The 12,863-nt window shown below is 42.8% G+C and carries 16 protein-coding genes; all 16 read right to left on the bottom strand.

Annotation, left to right across the window (positions count from 1 at the left end; translation table 11 throughout):
* Nucleotides 1-311: 311 nt before the first annotated feature.
* The 16 genes from ACERDH_RS01035 to ACERDH_RS00960 are packed head-to-tail and all read right to left on the bottom strand — an operon-like array spanning nucleotide 312 to nucleotide 12,854.
* On the bottom strand, nucleotides 312-1,262 hold the full coding sequence (locus tag ACERDH_RS01035) for an N-acetylmuramoyl-L-alanine amidase (protein WP_415741903.1): 951 nt from the start codon (nucleotides 1,260-1,262) through the stop codon (nucleotides 312-314).
* Nucleotides 1,263-1,264: 2 nt separating this feature from the next.
* The gene (locus ACERDH_RS01030) at nucleotides 1,265-1,522 is read right to left on the bottom strand and encodes a phage holin (protein ID WP_415741902.1); all 258 of its coding nucleotides are present in this window, start codon (nucleotides 1,520-1,522) and stop codon (nucleotides 1,265-1,267) included.
* A 13-nt stretch (nucleotides 1,523-1,535) separates the two neighbouring features.
* A complete protein-coding gene (locus ACERDH_RS01025; protein WP_415741901.1) occupies nucleotides 1,536-1,898 on the bottom strand; it encodes a hypothetical protein in 363 nt (120 codons plus the stop codon).
* Between the two features lie 2 nt (nucleotides 1,899-1,900).
* Nucleotides 1,901-2,884: a phage upper tail fiber protein gene (locus ACERDH_RS01020; protein ID WP_261078267.1), complete on the bottom strand. Its 984-nt coding sequence runs from the start codon at nucleotides 2,882-2,884 to the stop codon at nucleotides 1,901-1,903.
* A 5-nt stretch (nucleotides 2,885-2,889) separates the two neighbouring features.
* The gene (locus ACERDH_RS01015; RefSeq protein WP_261078266.1) at nucleotides 2,890-3,222 is read right to left on the bottom strand and encodes a hypothetical protein; all 333 of its coding nucleotides are present in this window, start codon (nucleotides 3,220-3,222) and stop codon (nucleotides 2,890-2,892) included.
* Nucleotides 3,223-3,228: 6 nt separating this feature from the next.
* Nucleotides 3,229-3,705 carry a hypothetical protein gene (locus ACERDH_RS01010; RefSeq protein WP_415741900.1) on the bottom strand — a complete coding sequence of 159 codons (477 nt, stop codon included), beginning with the start codon at nucleotides 3,703-3,705 and terminating at the stop codon, nucleotides 3,229-3,231.
* A 14-nt stretch (nucleotides 3,706-3,719) separates the two neighbouring features.
* Nucleotides 3,720-3,998, bottom strand: coding sequence for a DUF7365 family protein (locus ACERDH_RS01005; RefSeq protein ID WP_033686253.1), 279 nt, complete (start codon nucleotides 3,996-3,998; stop codon nucleotides 3,720-3,722).
* Nucleotides 3,999-4,009: 11 nt separating this feature from the next.
* Complete coding sequence (locus tag ACERDH_RS01000) at nucleotides 4,010-4,651, bottom strand: hypothetical protein (RefSeq protein WP_415741899.1); 642 nt, start codon at nucleotides 4,649-4,651, stop codon at nucleotides 4,010-4,012.
* Nucleotides 4,648-4,854 (bottom strand): hypothetical protein, encoded by a 207-nt coding sequence (locus ACERDH_RS00995; RefSeq protein ID WP_415741898.1) that lies wholly within the window; start codon nucleotides 4,852-4,854, stop codon nucleotides 4,648-4,650. The genes ACERDH_RS01000 and ACERDH_RS00995 overlap by 4 nt, the downstream gene beginning before the upstream one ends.
* Nucleotides 4,847-6,316 carry a gp58-like family protein gene (locus ACERDH_RS00990; protein ID WP_415741897.1) on the bottom strand — a complete coding sequence of 490 codons (1,470 nt, stop codon included), beginning with the start codon at nucleotides 6,314-6,316 and terminating at the stop codon, nucleotides 4,847-4,849. Before ACERDH_RS00990 ends, ACERDH_RS00995 begins: the two co-directional genes overlap by 8 nt.
* A gap of 3 nt (nucleotides 6,317-6,319) precedes the next feature.
* Entirely contained in the window at nucleotides 6,320-6,745 is a 426-nt protein-coding gene (locus tag ACERDH_RS00985) for a hypothetical protein (protein WP_261060352.1), read from the bottom strand.
* Between the two features lie 11 nt (nucleotides 6,746-6,756).
* Nucleotides 6,757-7,560, bottom strand: a complete 804-nt coding sequence (locus ACERDH_RS00980) for a phage upper tail fiber protein (RefSeq protein ID WP_415741896.1) — start codon at nucleotides 7,558-7,560, stop codon at nucleotides 6,757-6,759.
* Complete coding sequence (locus ACERDH_RS00975) at nucleotides 7,557-9,362, bottom strand: phage tail spike protein (protein WP_415741895.1); 1,806 nt, start codon at nucleotides 9,360-9,362, stop codon at nucleotides 7,557-7,559. The genes ACERDH_RS00980 and ACERDH_RS00975 overlap by 4 nt, the downstream gene beginning before the upstream one ends.
* Nucleotides 9,359-10,057 (bottom strand): phage tail protein, encoded by a 699-nt coding sequence (locus tag ACERDH_RS00970; RefSeq protein ID WP_415741894.1) that lies wholly within the window; start codon nucleotides 10,055-10,057, stop codon nucleotides 9,359-9,361. The genes ACERDH_RS00975 and ACERDH_RS00970 overlap by 4 nt, the downstream gene beginning before the upstream one ends.
* Nucleotides 10,057-12,468, bottom strand: a complete 2,412-nt coding sequence (locus ACERDH_RS00965) for a phage tail protein (RefSeq protein ID WP_415741893.1) — start codon at nucleotides 12,466-12,468, stop codon at nucleotides 10,057-10,059. The genes ACERDH_RS00970 and ACERDH_RS00965 overlap by 1 nt, the downstream gene beginning before the upstream one ends.
* Nucleotides 12,468-12,854 (bottom strand): DUF5361 domain-containing protein, encoded by a 387-nt coding sequence (locus ACERDH_RS00960; RefSeq protein ID WP_415741892.1) that lies wholly within the window; start codon nucleotides 12,852-12,854, stop codon nucleotides 12,468-12,470. Before ACERDH_RS00960 ends, ACERDH_RS00965 begins: the two co-directional genes overlap by 1 nt.
* Nucleotides 12,855-12,863 lie beyond the last annotated feature (9 nt).

The following is a 12,863-nucleotide window of genomic DNA, read 5'->3' as shown; positions in this document are numbered from 1 at the left end:
TTATACCATAAGTGAAAAGCGTTTACAAATAGTTATCATCGATTTTCAATAGTTGAGTTTTTACTTATTTTCCATTAAAATCATTTTCATTAATTGCTATCATTTTTTTAAATCGTATTCATCATCGTATTCATTTTCATACTCATATTTGCCCGTATAGTTGAGGAGGTTTTAATTTAATTCTAGTAGTTTACAAAAGAATCAGTGAGTAATTTCACTGTTTTTATTTTTGACAAAACAAAAAAACCGCAAGCCTAAGCCTGCGGTAGAAAGAACAATTTAGAAAGTTTCCTTTCGTTTTATTTTTTAAATTATTTAGTTGTAATTAAGCCTTCTGGCTCTACTGTGAACTCTGGCTTATCTGCCATTGTTCCGTCTGGTTTAATGTAATACCAGCCTTGACCTGCTCTGACGAATTCATTAGATACCATGTTTCCGTCCTTGCTATCAAGGTAGTACCAAGTATCTTTGTACTTGACCCATCCTGTCTTCATGGCACCTTCTACGTCGAAATAGTACCACTTCTCAGCGATTTTCTTCCAGCCTGTGGCCATCTCGCCTGATTGGTCAAAGTAGTACCAGTTGCCGTCAGAGTGCTTCTTCCAGCGGTCTGCAAGCATGTAGCCTGAACCGTCGAAGTAATACCAGGTTCCGTTGATTTTCTCAAACTTGTCTTTTGGATAAGAGCCGTCTGAGTGTACATACCAATAGCCTGTATCATTCTTCTGCCAGCCTGTTTCGGCGCCCAGGCCGTTCTCAATATCTCGCTTAAACTGTTCACGGCTAACACCCCATTTAGCAAGATAAGGATACGGGTCAACGTGGTCGCTACTGTTATCCGGCTGGTTATTCGTACAGTATTCATGCGTTTTGATACCTGCCAAGTCGTCTGTATCAAGCGTTTTTGGCAAACCTGCTTCATCTGCTAAATTACGTAGCAATTCGATGTATAGGCGATAGTCTGTCATGAACTCTTCTTTAGTTGAATGACTTTCAATTAGTTCAACTGCTGCATAAGTTTCAGCGTTCCAACCACCCCCAACATCATAGGCTCCTTTATTGACAGGTCCAACCTGCATTACACGACCATTACCAACAACGTGAGAAAAGAAGCCTGAATCAACAGGACGTCGCATGTGGTAATCTGCTTCATTTTGAGCAGTTGAGTTTCGGTTGCCTGTTGAGTGAGCGTGAACCTGACGGAAAGGCTCAAACCCAACAATCGGCAAGTCCGTGCGTAGTCTACTTGTATCGATATCCATACCTATTCCTCACTTGGTTTCTTGTATTCTAGTGCTCGTGTGCTGTCTGTGATTCCACTTGTAGTCGGGTCATTGACCAAACCGATAGCAGTCAAGAACACGAATACCGCATTAACAAGCAAAATCAGCTTGTTACCGATATCACCCAAATCCAGATGATATCCAAAGACTGCAGCAGCAGCTTGCAAGACAAGCAAGAAGGCTGGGATAGCAGTCAGCCAAAAGAATTTATTTTGTAGTCGTAGTTTCCAGTTAATCATATATTTTTCCTTTCTATCTTAAAAATTTAATTATTTTTGCTTTTTTTGTGTATTTTTCTATTTTTTTCCCTATTGAGTCATCTCCGACGAATGCTATTTCAAAATAATTTCCATCATTATAAAGATAAGATATTTCTGGTAATGAAAGAGGTGGTTTATCGTCGGCTTGCATAGATTTTATTTGTTTATAATCAAAATTGTTAGGTATGATTAATGTATTGGATAGAAAAAAAGATATAGTAGCTTTATAACCGGAAGAACCACTTGGTTCTATTGTTAATAAAATTTCTCCTCCACCACTCCACACCAACCTATCGCCAATATACCGCTTAACAATCTCCTGATTGCCTAACATTATCCTTATTCTATCTTTCATAACTACACCTGCTTAAAGATATCATAAATCGTGTTAGGGTCTTTGGTTGGAAGAGCATCGTACTGCGCTTGTGTTCCTGCCCAATACTTCAGTGCTTGTTGTCCCTGTTGGTTGATGATGTTCTGACCAGGCGCTCCGTCTGCTCCTCTGGGGCCATCGTTTACGTTATCTAAATGAGCGAACCCAGAGGCCTTAAGACCTCTGTAGCTCACTTCAATACGGACTTCGAACCAACCACCAGAGCGCTGGGTAGCACTCCAGGTTCCAAATTTCCCAGCTGGATCAGGAGTCTGATTTCTCAACACCCCCCAGTTGTTATTTCCAAAGCCACGGTAGTAGTAATCAAGAGTATAACCACTCGTGACTGCTTCGCCATCGTAGAATACATCCGCAAACAGGTTCAACTGACTAGTCGCGCCATTTCGATAAGACCCTTCGATACGGGCATTGACACTTAAGCTATGACCATTCTCACCCTTCAATCTATCGCGTTGAGTCGGTGTCAGCGTATCAAATGATGGCCGGCTTTCTAAAGCTGAAATCTTTTGTTTCAACTCAGTATCATTGTAAGTTGAATACAAGTGTCTTGAGCCAATCTTTCTCACAGAAATACCTTGAGCGCTAATGCCTGTTACAATCCAGTAGCCTTCATCTGCTCCTTCAGAGTTGTTATTAAAGCTTTGAATTACATCTCCAAATTTGATACCTATTGGATTCATTAAAGAATTGATTGGTATTGTCGCAGTAGCACCGACTTCGTTTCCGGCAATATCCGATTTTGAAATCCGATATTCTGAGCTTCTCAAAACAGTTGGAAGATTAACAGAACCACCATTTGTGAGACTCAGTCTGTTGCCTTCTAAGCTGAGAGTTTGATTCTCAGTAAGATAATGCTTTGCCTCCAGCTCATCTTTCGTAACCTGTTGCTCTTTAATGCCCTTGATATCCTTACCAATTTCTGTTGCTAGACTTTCAAGGTTATTCATAGGCTTCACGCTTTCGCTTGATTATATGTCGCAACCAAATCAAGATTAGCAATCTGGTCAACGCGTCCGCTAACCTCTGTCACTTTTCCCAAAAGTGCGCCATTTTCATCCTGACCCATGTTCGTGATTTTATCCGCAATTTCTTTCAGCGTATCAAGGTTCTCAGGCGTTCCTTCGCCTAAAATTTCAGCCTTAACTTCCGTTTTAGCTTGAGTGACTGCCTGTGAGATAGCCTGCGTCATTGCTGACGTGCTAACCTTGGTTTTCAATTCTTCGTTAACTCGTTTGTTATCTTCTCCCAATGTGCGGGCAAATTCTGTTAATTTTGTAGTTTCCATTTTTTTCTATACCTTTCCAAGATTATAAAAGAAGAGTAGGTCTGGAAATTCCGGACATACTCCACCATCTGTTACTGTTTTTTCTGCAAGTTGTTTCTCAACTTCCTTTGCAATATCCAGCTCTTTGAGAGCATGGACTTCCTCTGTGACCAATTCCTTATCTGAAGCCACTATCTTGATGTGCGTAGCCTTATCGCTCGGAAAAATATATCCGCCAGCGCCGATCTCTAAGCGGTATTTCCCAACAGGTAAGATAGCGTCCAGATTAAAATTCACGCTTGAGTTCGTGACAGTCACCTTCTTCTTCCACTGGTATTTGTCCATGGTCAGACTAATGGTCGCCACCTCCCCATCAAGAGAGGAGACGGCTCGATAATCTTCATCTAAAAGGACAAAACCAAAGGTAGAAGCTACATCACCCTGCTTAATGAGGTAACCGCCATCCACTTGTGCAAGATTGGTCGTATTGAGATTACAGACCATTCTGCGCCCCTTTCTTAAGTTTTGCTTTGAATCAGCGTTTTCAATTCTCTGACGTCTTCACCTAGCGATTTAACCTGTTCCGCAAGGACTAAGATAGCCTTATTCTGTTCATCGTGGTTATCTAATCGTTTATTGGCAGACATCTTAAATTCGTGCAGGTTCTCGATGTCTTTCTCTAAAACCGTAAGACGATTCTCTTGTTTGGTCGCTCTGTCTTTCATCGAGAAATAAAGACCGACAACAGGAATCAAAGAGAGGAAAATTTGTACAATTAAACGTTCAAATTCTGCCATATAGCACCTCGCTATTCTTTAGGTTCAAACTTCCATGCTGCGCCTGTTCCGTCCATTTCAAGGCGACCATTTCGGGCAAAGTCGCTGACAGGTTCACCGTTGTATGTAAATTCCTTATTCAACTGAACCAAAATACGTTTGCCTTCTCCATCGACTTCAACGTGTGCTGGGTCTTCGATAGCGATTAAGTCGCTAGCCATATAATTTTTTCCAACTTCAGCTGTCGGAATTAAATCTGCTAGGATTTTGTATGTCGTCCCGTAAGGAATAACCTTGCTAGTTACCAAAGCCAACACTAGAGCATGACTGATTTTACCAAAACGGTCAGCTTCTTCTTTATTCTTCTGAACAGTCTGTTCCGTAGCGGTCTGCTTAGCCTCAGATTGTGCTAATTTCTGTTCTGCTTGTTCCAATTTAACGTGAGTTTCTTCTAATTTAGCCTGAGCCTGTACAAGAGCGCTTGTCGGGTCAAGTTCCGTACGAATGAAGTCTAAAACTGCTTGAATCAGTACTTCTTCATTATCATTCGTGCGATTGCCTGGCAATTCAACACGCTCATAACTGTAGCGTCCAGGTTCTTCTTTCTCAATCGTTACGATTGTGACATTCTTTTCCCCTTTTAAAGTTGGTCTTCCTGTTAATTTGTAAGTCATTCGTTAGTTCCTTTCATTTTAGCTTGCGTTTCTTCAAATAGTTCTTTGAGTGCTGGGTCATATTCCAGCACGGCTTTAAATGCCTGCAATTCAGCTAAAGCCAGCGTATAGTGCGCTTCTAAATGCGCACAATTCAATTCGCCCTCAGCCAAGCGGTTAGCGAGCGTCTCAGCGACTAGCTTGTCGATTGTGTGATTATCCATGTATGTTCTCCATTTCTTTTATTTTCTGGTCTAGTTCTTGGACAGCCTTCAGTAAGTAGGGTACGAAAGCGGTATAGTCGATGTGCAGATAGCCATCTGGATTCTCAGGGTCTCGTGAAATAACCTCTGGAATGATAGTCTCAGCCTCTTGAGCAATCAAACCAATTTCTTCATGCTTCTTGCTTTCGATAAAATCAAATGCGACCATGTTTAGTCTGTTGATTTTGTCCAAGGCTTTTACAGCCGTGTCTGTGATGTTTTCTTTCAAACGTCTGTCTGAAGATTTATCTCCCCAGTATTTCACACTTCCACTTCCAACTTGGTTCCACCAAACGACCGCATTCTTACCGCCTTTCGGATTTGAGCCGTCACCATAAATATCTGCAGAGCCTAACTCGATTCCGTGGACAAAGACAGGCGATTTATAGAATGTCTGGGTTCCATAGCAATCAACAGAACAATTAGTATCAAATGTGACTTGTCTGTAAAAAATTGAATCATTCTTACAGTACATTTTGCCGTCGGTATTCACATACCAAGCTCTATCTCCAATTGTGTTCCAGCTATCGCCCCAGTTCGCCCAAAATGCGGTTCTGGTTCCTCGGCCTTCTCCATTTCCCATACCTACTGCAAAATGGTTCACACCAGAAATCCAGCGACCTCCACCTTGGTCAAATTGTCCAAGTGTAAATCCGCCAATTTTACCTTGATAGGCTTCAAGGAATGTCGAACTAGACACGACAGACTCGATTTTAGTCGCAAAGACTTCCTTAGATGTCAACTTGTCAATCAAGGCATCTCTAGCGGTCAGATTCTTGATTAAGGCATCATCTACGCTGATTTTATCGCCTGTGATGGCACCTGCTTGGATATGGTCAGCAGTAACGGAGCCAGCTGCTAACTTCCCAGCAGTGACCGCACCATCCACAATCATGTCGGATTTCACTCTGACTTTTGGGGCGATGATATCCACGCCTTTCGAGCTGGTCGAAATGGTAGAGGCTAACTGCTCACCAGTCAAGGTAGTAGAGCCAATGGTGACACCTTCTGGTGTCACTTGCACCCTCGCACTGTTAGCAGCATCACGTACTTCCTGCCTGATTTCTCTAGCCGTCTGAGCGATAGCGCTCTTGACATTCGTATCAAAGAACTGGGTCAGCGCCCCTTGATTATTCTGCTGGATTTTGCCCCATAAGGTACTGTTCGGGTCTCTCAGTTCCAGTTCAATAGAACGCATATCCTTGAAGAGACCTGACAAGGTACGTTGCGTGACAGTTGGTTCTACAAAGCTAGTTGGGAAATCCCCCTGCTCAAGCTGGATATCCGTCAGCACCGTGTCTCCCACACAGCCCATGTGATGAAGCTTCAGCAGTTCATCTCGTGTCCGTGGCTGAAATACCTTGTAATACCGTCCGTTATGCTCAAGAGCAGGCGAACGGACGTTTTGAATGGTAATATCCATATGCTAGCCTCCTCTTTTTCTGCCAAAAATATAGGTTTCGTTGTACTTATTGGAGATGAAATCCTGCACCTCATCCGTATTTTTAAAAATGACAAACAATTGGTAGTTGTATCGTCTTTGGTAACTTGTTGAATAGCCAGTATCTCGTTGGCTTATTACTACCCTAACTTCAAAGATTTTGTTAGAATTTTGAAGTTTCACCACATTACAATCCTCTATTCCATCCAAACCATACGGACGACGTTCGGATATCCCTAAGTCGATGAAGGCTCTTTCTGTAGAGCCAAAACGCCAAAATGACCCAAAGCGATTTGAAGTGAATCTTAAAATTTCGTCAAACTGGATTGTGACTTTCTCCCAAACCAGCCTTGTACCGACATAACGCTGAATAATTTCTTTAGAGCCCACGTAAATTCCTTCTCGTGCCATATTACCTCCTGTTAGCGATAAATATCGTAGATGGTATTAGCATCTTTGTTAGAAATTGCGTCATATTGAGACCTTGTTCCAGCCCAATATTTCAGAGCTTGTCCGCCGTTTTGATTGATGATGTTTTGACCAGGCGCACCGTCTGCACCTCTAGCTCCGTCCGCACCTCTGGGACCTGCTGGACCCGTTGCGCCTATTGGTCCTGCGGGGCCTCGCAAGCTATTTCGTTGTGTCTGAGTCAACGTGTCAAATGTAGGACGATTTTCAAGAGCTGTAACTCTGTTAATTAATTTGCTGTAAGAGGTTACATTACGCATTCCTATGCCGTTCAATGTTATTCTATTTCCATTAACGTTAGTAACTTTCCAAAAACCTTCTTGAGTGCCACTGTCTGTAACAAATATATCTTGAACAATATCTCCAACTTTTATTCCATCTGAGTTGAAAATAAAATTTTTATCGATGATTTCAGTCCCACCTTCTCCCGTTCCTGAAATATCTCCTTTAGCGATACGATATACTGGCGTTTCAGACTTTTTGGCGTATTCAGATAATGCCCTCTCTGCCGCTGAACCTTCAAACCGTACAACACCATCTGCTCCTTTCGGGCCTGCTGGTCCTGTTTCTCCACGGTCTCCTTTAGGACCAGTCAGATATTGCAATGCTGAAAATCGGTCACGGCCATTTCCGACCTTGACCTTACCAGTGTCACTCTCAATGCCTAACTCTCCATCAAGTAAGACCAGAGGGCTACTTGCCCAGTCCCGTGCTGACATTCGCTTGTGTTGTACCCTTATTGGGATTGTCTCTGTCATGTTCTTCCTCCATCAAAAATAAAAGTTGGACTCTCGTTCCAACTTCCGTCATATCTTGAATTTTGCCCATCAGCAACCGTCTTATAGACTGGCGCTAGTTCAATCCGTCTTGTCTGATTATCAATCATCAAAGACTGCTCTACATTCTGATACCAGTCGCCTGAGAAAGTCAGACGATAGGCACCGTAGTAGACCGCCAAGACCTGCTCCTCTTTCTGGACAAGATCTTTATCAATCGCTGGCATGACTGTATTAGCAGGCGCAAGATGAATGTGCCCACCATAGAACGGTGTCTTATTGACTACAACAGTCACATCTGCCTTACCGTAAGGTGTACAGGTTGCTGACCAGCTTATAACGTATTTCTTACCAAGTTCAAAACCATCACCGTTGTGGCCAACCTCTACAAAATCCGTTCCATAGCTGATTTTCTTAGCAGTACCACCATTCAAGCGGTTCTTGTTATACTGGGTATTCCCGTCCCCACCAATCAGACTAGCGTTGACTCTTGCAGTCTCGCTTACTTGCTCTAGTTTCTTACTAAGTTCAGCGATTGAGTCCGCACCACTCATCAGCTCTTCACGGATACGCTTCACAAACTCAGGACGCTCCTTCTCCATTTCCTCATGGATTTTAGCGCCCATTTCTTCAGCCTTGGCCTTGTACTGCTCGATGGCATCCGTGATAGCTTTCTCACGCTTGGCAAATTCAGCATCAAAAGCACGGTCAGCGTTAGCGATTTCCTTTTTCAAACGTTCTTCAAAAATCTGATGCAGATTTCGACTTTCATTCAAAACGGCATCATTTACAATCCCACCGATTGCATTCGCAAGACTGGACTGGAATGTCCCGAAACCTATTGATTTTAGGCGTTTGGCCATTGGCGAATAGGTATATTTCGTGATTTTCTTACGCACATCAAGACCGTACCATTCATGGTAGATGCTGACCACATCGAACATCCGAACCGCTACATCGCTCTGGCCGACAACTGAAATTTCAAGGTTATCTTCCAGCATGTCGCACATACTTGTCCGAAAATACTGCTTTCCGTATTCAATCAAACTAGCTTGGTCTTTGACATTCTGGTCATTGACCTCAACAACTGCTTCATAGATTTGGGTATATTTCCCAAGCAAGGGACTATCAATCACCACTACATAATCAACGTCAGGCGCCTTTTCTCCCTCTCCTTTGACGGTCGTTTTAAAGGTTATCCGAGTTTTCAAAGATTTCGTTGAGGTCTTGTGCTGGTAGCTAGACAGGTTTTTCTTGTACATAAAAAGCGATTCATTTTCAGAACCGCCATTCTTCAACAAGCGTAAGTTGTAGCCATTTCGCACCATATCTCCGCCCCACTGACCAAGGATAGAGTGCTTGTCTTTGGCCAAGACTTCCATAGCATTCTTGTCCTTGATGTTGAGCGTATGCCTGTCGTCAATATCCGAGAAAAAAGAAAAGGGATTGGTTCTGGTAATACTACCAGCCAATGCGCTCAATACCCTCGTCCCACTGACGCGATCCACATCGATAGAGCTAACGATGTAGTTATTTAACAGACTGATAACCTGATTGGCATAGACTTGGATATATCCTTGTTGTTTTTCAACCTCAAAAATATAAAAATCCTGCTCACCATGCAGGTCATCAGCAGTCAGAAAGGTTTCCTCTTTCAGTAATTCCCACTTGGGATCCGACGTAGGAAAGCGAAAGGTCAGTTGATAGGTATTGTTTCGTTCCTGAACGATTTCATCATTATAGGCCTCGTTTAAAGGCGTATTACCCTCAGTAAGATAAATCATAAGATATACCTCCAATTCGGCCGAACCGTAACCTTACGAACCGCACCAGTAAAGACCAGACCGTTATTACCAACTGCCAACTCAAAGAAACCTCCACGTCTCCGTAGCGTATTTTGAACAGCACCGTCTGCATTATAGATATTCTGTTTCTTATGTCTACAATCAATGGTCACTTTTCGTCTAATGGTCAAGTGCATAGTTGTCCGTCCGATAGTCAACGAAATATCTCCGTCCCCCTCAATATCAATTACAGGCTCACTATAGACAGAGCCTGGATTGTTGACATTGCCACTTGCGGTAAAGACCAGAGGAGCAACATTTTTCTGATAGCGGAACGGTTGCATACTCAGCTTGATTTCTAATTTCCAGCCGTGCATGCCTTGAGGTTTGTATTTTGCGCTGACAAAATCAGCATAAAATAAAGAGCCTAGCTGGTAGCTAAACTCTAACGTATTATCATTTGGTTGGAATCTCTCAACGATTTTAGACGGGTCTACCGTCCTTGGAAGGTAAAATGCAAATGTTCGTTCATAACTCTCATAAGCACCTTCCAAGACACGGTAATTCCCGTTAACCCCAAACAGGGTAGCTGTTTCCGAGACTTTAGGTTTAGCAGCCTCTACCTCGCCAAAGTCGGTCACCACACATTTAGGAATGGTTGAAGTATTGAAACCATTGATAATCATGTATTCCATTAAATTCCCTCCCTAGCGTAAATCGCACCTTGGCGTTGGTAGACGCTCATTGAAATTTTATCAGCGTCCAGATAAGTATCTGACGGCTTTTCAAGGATAGCAGTAAGGATCTTCTCCATACTTGCTCTCAGAATCGCTATCTCAGACACGGTTTGACTGTCTTTTGCCTCGAGTTGAGCGCTTGGCATAGCCAAACTTGCTTCAATATTTTTGGCAATGGTAGGTGTTCCACTCAAACCAAAATCATCGTTTGAAAATGCGTTTGCGATTTCACCAGCCATTCCGCTAACAGATTTCTTAACACCTTTGAAACGGTCCTGCAACCCTCTATCCAAACCTTGCATAATCGCATTACCAGCAGGAATCAAGAGCTTGCGGTCATACTCAATCGGACCTTTGTGGTCAGCAATCCAACCAGCTATACCACCGACGAAGTCAGTAACTGCACTCCAAGCGGATTTCAAACCACCAAGGAATCCATCAAGGATAGCCTTACCAGCTTCCCAAAGGTCAATGTTTCGGATACCGTCAAAGATACTCGTAACATTGCTTACAAGGTCACTAACACCTTGCTTCATACTCTCCCATGCTCGCTGAGCTCCTTGGACAAGTCCATCAATCAGACCTAAGACTGTTGATTTCAAACCTTCCCAAGCACTGCTTGCGACAGATTTGATCGTGTTCCAGATGTTAGATAATATCTGAGCAAAACCATCAAAGATAGCCTTACCTGTAGCAGACAATCCTTTCCAGATGGCCTCACCAACACCTTTTATAGTTTCCCAAGCACCGCTCCAGTCACCATTAATAACTTGCATCACAGCTTTTATGATGCCACTAATAACATCCATAGCCGTCTGAATAGCAATCTTAATCAATTCCCAAACGGTTGTTACTACCGTGCAGATATTGTTCCACGTCGCTTCAATGAAAGGAGCAAGGATATTCATTGCGGTTTCAATAATGGATTGAATAATCGGCATAACCGTCTGAATAACTGTCTGGATTGCGTTCCAAACCGTTGTGAACGTTTGTTGAATCAAACCTTGATTTTCAGTCCACCATAGGGAAATACCGTCCCAAACAGACCTAATAAAATCAACAACTGCTTGGATAATCGGAGCAACAACAGCCATCATATTGTTCCAGACGGTTGTAGCTGTTTCAACAATACCATTCCAAACTTCGGTCAAGACTGGTGCGACAGACTGCCACACACCAGAGAACCAATCCATGAAGCCTTGCCAGATTTGTCTCCCCATCTCAGTTTGAGTGAAGAAATAAACCAATCCTGCAGTTAATGCAGCAATCGCAGCGATTGCAATTCCAATTGGATTGGCACTCATAGCAGTAAATAGACCCGTGACTGCTGTTTTAATTGTCGTTAAGACAGCAGGTATTCCAGATAGCAATCCCGAGACTGCCGAAAATGCTTTAAAAGCTAAAAATGCAGAACCAAGAGCGGTAACGATACCACCCATGATACTTCCTAGACCTTCGCCAAAGATTCCACTGAAAACACCCTTGATTCCTCCTAAAATAAGGTTAGGAATTTGCTTCAAAATATTTCCAATCATCGGAATTAGGTTTCCGAAAAGAAATGTGGATGTCGTTTCCATCAAAGCTTGTAGTGCAGGTTGAATATCTTCACCCAAAGACAACTTTCCAAGAACGTTCTGAGCAGCTGCTTTCATAGATTCAAATGAACCAGTAAAAGTTGTTGCTGCTTCTCTTGCTGTTGTACCAGTGATGTCCAAATTCTCTTGGATAGCATGAATGGCGCTATAAACATCTGACAAGTTATTCATGTCATACTTAACGCCTGTCAATTTTTCTGCGTCGGACAAAAGCCTTTGCATTTCTTGTTTGGTACCACCATAACCCAATTTTAAGTTGTCGAGCATGGTGTAGTTTTGTTTGGCGAAACCTTGATACGCAAGTTGAATGCTTTCCATAGATGTCCCCATCTTATTAGCATTATCCGACATATCAATCATGGCCATGTTAGCTGTTTCTGCTGCTTTATCTGTATCTCCACCAAGAGATTGCAATAAGCTTGCTGAGAAACCTGTAACATTTTCCATATAGGCATTGGCTGAAAGACCTGTTGTCTTGTAGGCCTCGTTTGCAAACCCTTTGACTTTATCGGCTGAGCCTTTAAATAGGGTTTCGATACCACCAAGCGATTGTTGGAGTGCTGCCCCTTCGTTTATCGATGCTCCGATTGCCTGACCAATTCCAGCAGCAGCAATAACTCCTGAAACAGCGCCCATCATTTTGGATCCGAGGGATTCGCCTGCGCTAACGCCAGCAGAGGCAACTTCACCACCCATTTCCTTTTGAATCATGCCACTAATACCTTTAGCGGATGGAATGATTTGTACATAGGCTTTTCCTAATTCGGTCGCCACTAATCCTCACCTCCTGTTTTTGCAAGCAAAGCCTTGCGATAGTTTTCAAAGTCCTCACCAGATTCAAAGACTAGATAATCCCTTTCATCTCTCTCTTCTTTGTTATTCTTTGTTAGCATTTCAGCAATTGACGTTGGACGATTAACGCCCTTTTGCCCATCTTTTGTTTGCAACCACAAAGAAAGAGATAGTCTGTCTACGATACTTGCAAGTAAAGTCGTTTCGAGAGGGACGATTTGGTCAGACATAATCTGTTTAATTCTCGAATCATCCCTCAGACCATAAGCAAAAACAGCAACCTGCTTTAAAGGTAGCTGTTTGTATTCGTATATTTGATAGGTTTCTGCCAAATCACAGACAAGGGTGTCTTCGTCCAAATTAATCATCTGAGCAAG

This window comes from Streptococcus bovismuti (genome assembly GCF_042436615.2).
Taxonomy (GTDB): Bacteria; Bacillota; Bacilli; order Lactobacillales; family Streptococcaceae; genus Streptococcus.
This window is presented reverse-complemented; position numbering and strand designations above follow the sequence as displayed.

What these genes read in the sequence shown, in the direction of transcription:
- ACERDH_RS01015 (WP_261078266.1), bottom strand. Translation starts at nt 3,222, where the DNA reads ATGGAAACTACAAAATTAACAGAATTTGCCCGCACATTGGGAGAAGAT.
- ACERDH_RS01035 (WP_415741903.1), bottom strand. Translation starts at nt 1,262, where the DNA reads ATGGATATCGATACAAGTAGACTACGCACGGACTTGCCGATTGTTGGG.
- ACERDH_RS00975 (WP_415741895.1), bottom strand. Translation starts at nt 9,362, where the DNA reads ATGATTTATCTTACTGAGGGTAATACGCCTTTAAACGAGGCCTATAAT.
- ACERDH_RS00970 (WP_415741894.1), bottom strand. Translation starts at nt 10,057, where the DNA reads ATGGAATACATGATTATCAATGGTTTCAATACTTCAACCATTCCTAAA.
- ACERDH_RS01020 (WP_261078267.1), bottom strand. Translation starts at nt 2,884, where the DNA reads ATGAATAACCTTGAAAGTCTAGCAACAGAAATTGGTAAGGATATCAAG.
- ACERDH_RS01025 (WP_415741901.1), bottom strand. Translation starts at nt 1,898, where the DNA reads ATGAAAGATAGAATAAGGATAATGTTAGGCAATCAGGAGATTGTTAAG.
- ACERDH_RS00995 (WP_415741898.1), bottom strand. Translation starts at nt 4,854, where the DNA reads ATGGATAATCACACAATCGACAAGCTAGTCGCTGAGACGCTCGCTAAC.
- ACERDH_RS00980 (WP_415741896.1), bottom strand. Translation starts at nt 7,560, where the DNA reads ATGACAGAGACAATCCCAATAAGGGTACAACACAAGCGAATGTCAGCA.
- ACERDH_RS01030 (WP_415741902.1), bottom strand. Translation starts at nt 1,522, where the DNA reads ATGATTAACTGGAAACTACGACTACAAAATAAATTCTTTTGGCTGACT.
- ACERDH_RS01005 (WP_033686253.1), bottom strand. Translation starts at nt 3,998, where the DNA reads ATGGCAGAATTTGAACGTTTAATTGTACAAATTTTCCTCTCTTTGATT.
- ACERDH_RS00985 (WP_261060352.1), bottom strand. Translation starts at nt 6,745, where the DNA reads ATGGCACGAGAAGGAATTTACGTGGGCTCTAAAGAAATTATTCAGCGT.
- ACERDH_RS00990 (WP_415741897.1), bottom strand. Translation starts at nt 6,316, where the DNA reads ATGGATATTACCATTCAAAACGTCCGTTCGCCTGCTCTTGAGCATAAC.
- ACERDH_RS00960 (WP_415741892.1), bottom strand. Translation starts at nt 12,854, where the DNA reads ATGATTAATTTGGACGAAGACACCCTTGTCTGTGATTTGGCAGAAACC.
- ACERDH_RS01000 (WP_415741899.1), bottom strand. Translation starts at nt 4,651, where the DNA reads ATGACTTACAAATTAACAGGAAGACCAACTTTAAAAGGGGAAAAGAAT.
- ACERDH_RS01010 (WP_415741900.1), bottom strand. Translation starts at nt 3,705, where the DNA reads ATGGTCTGTAATCTCAATACGACCAATCTTGCACAAGTGGATGGCGGT.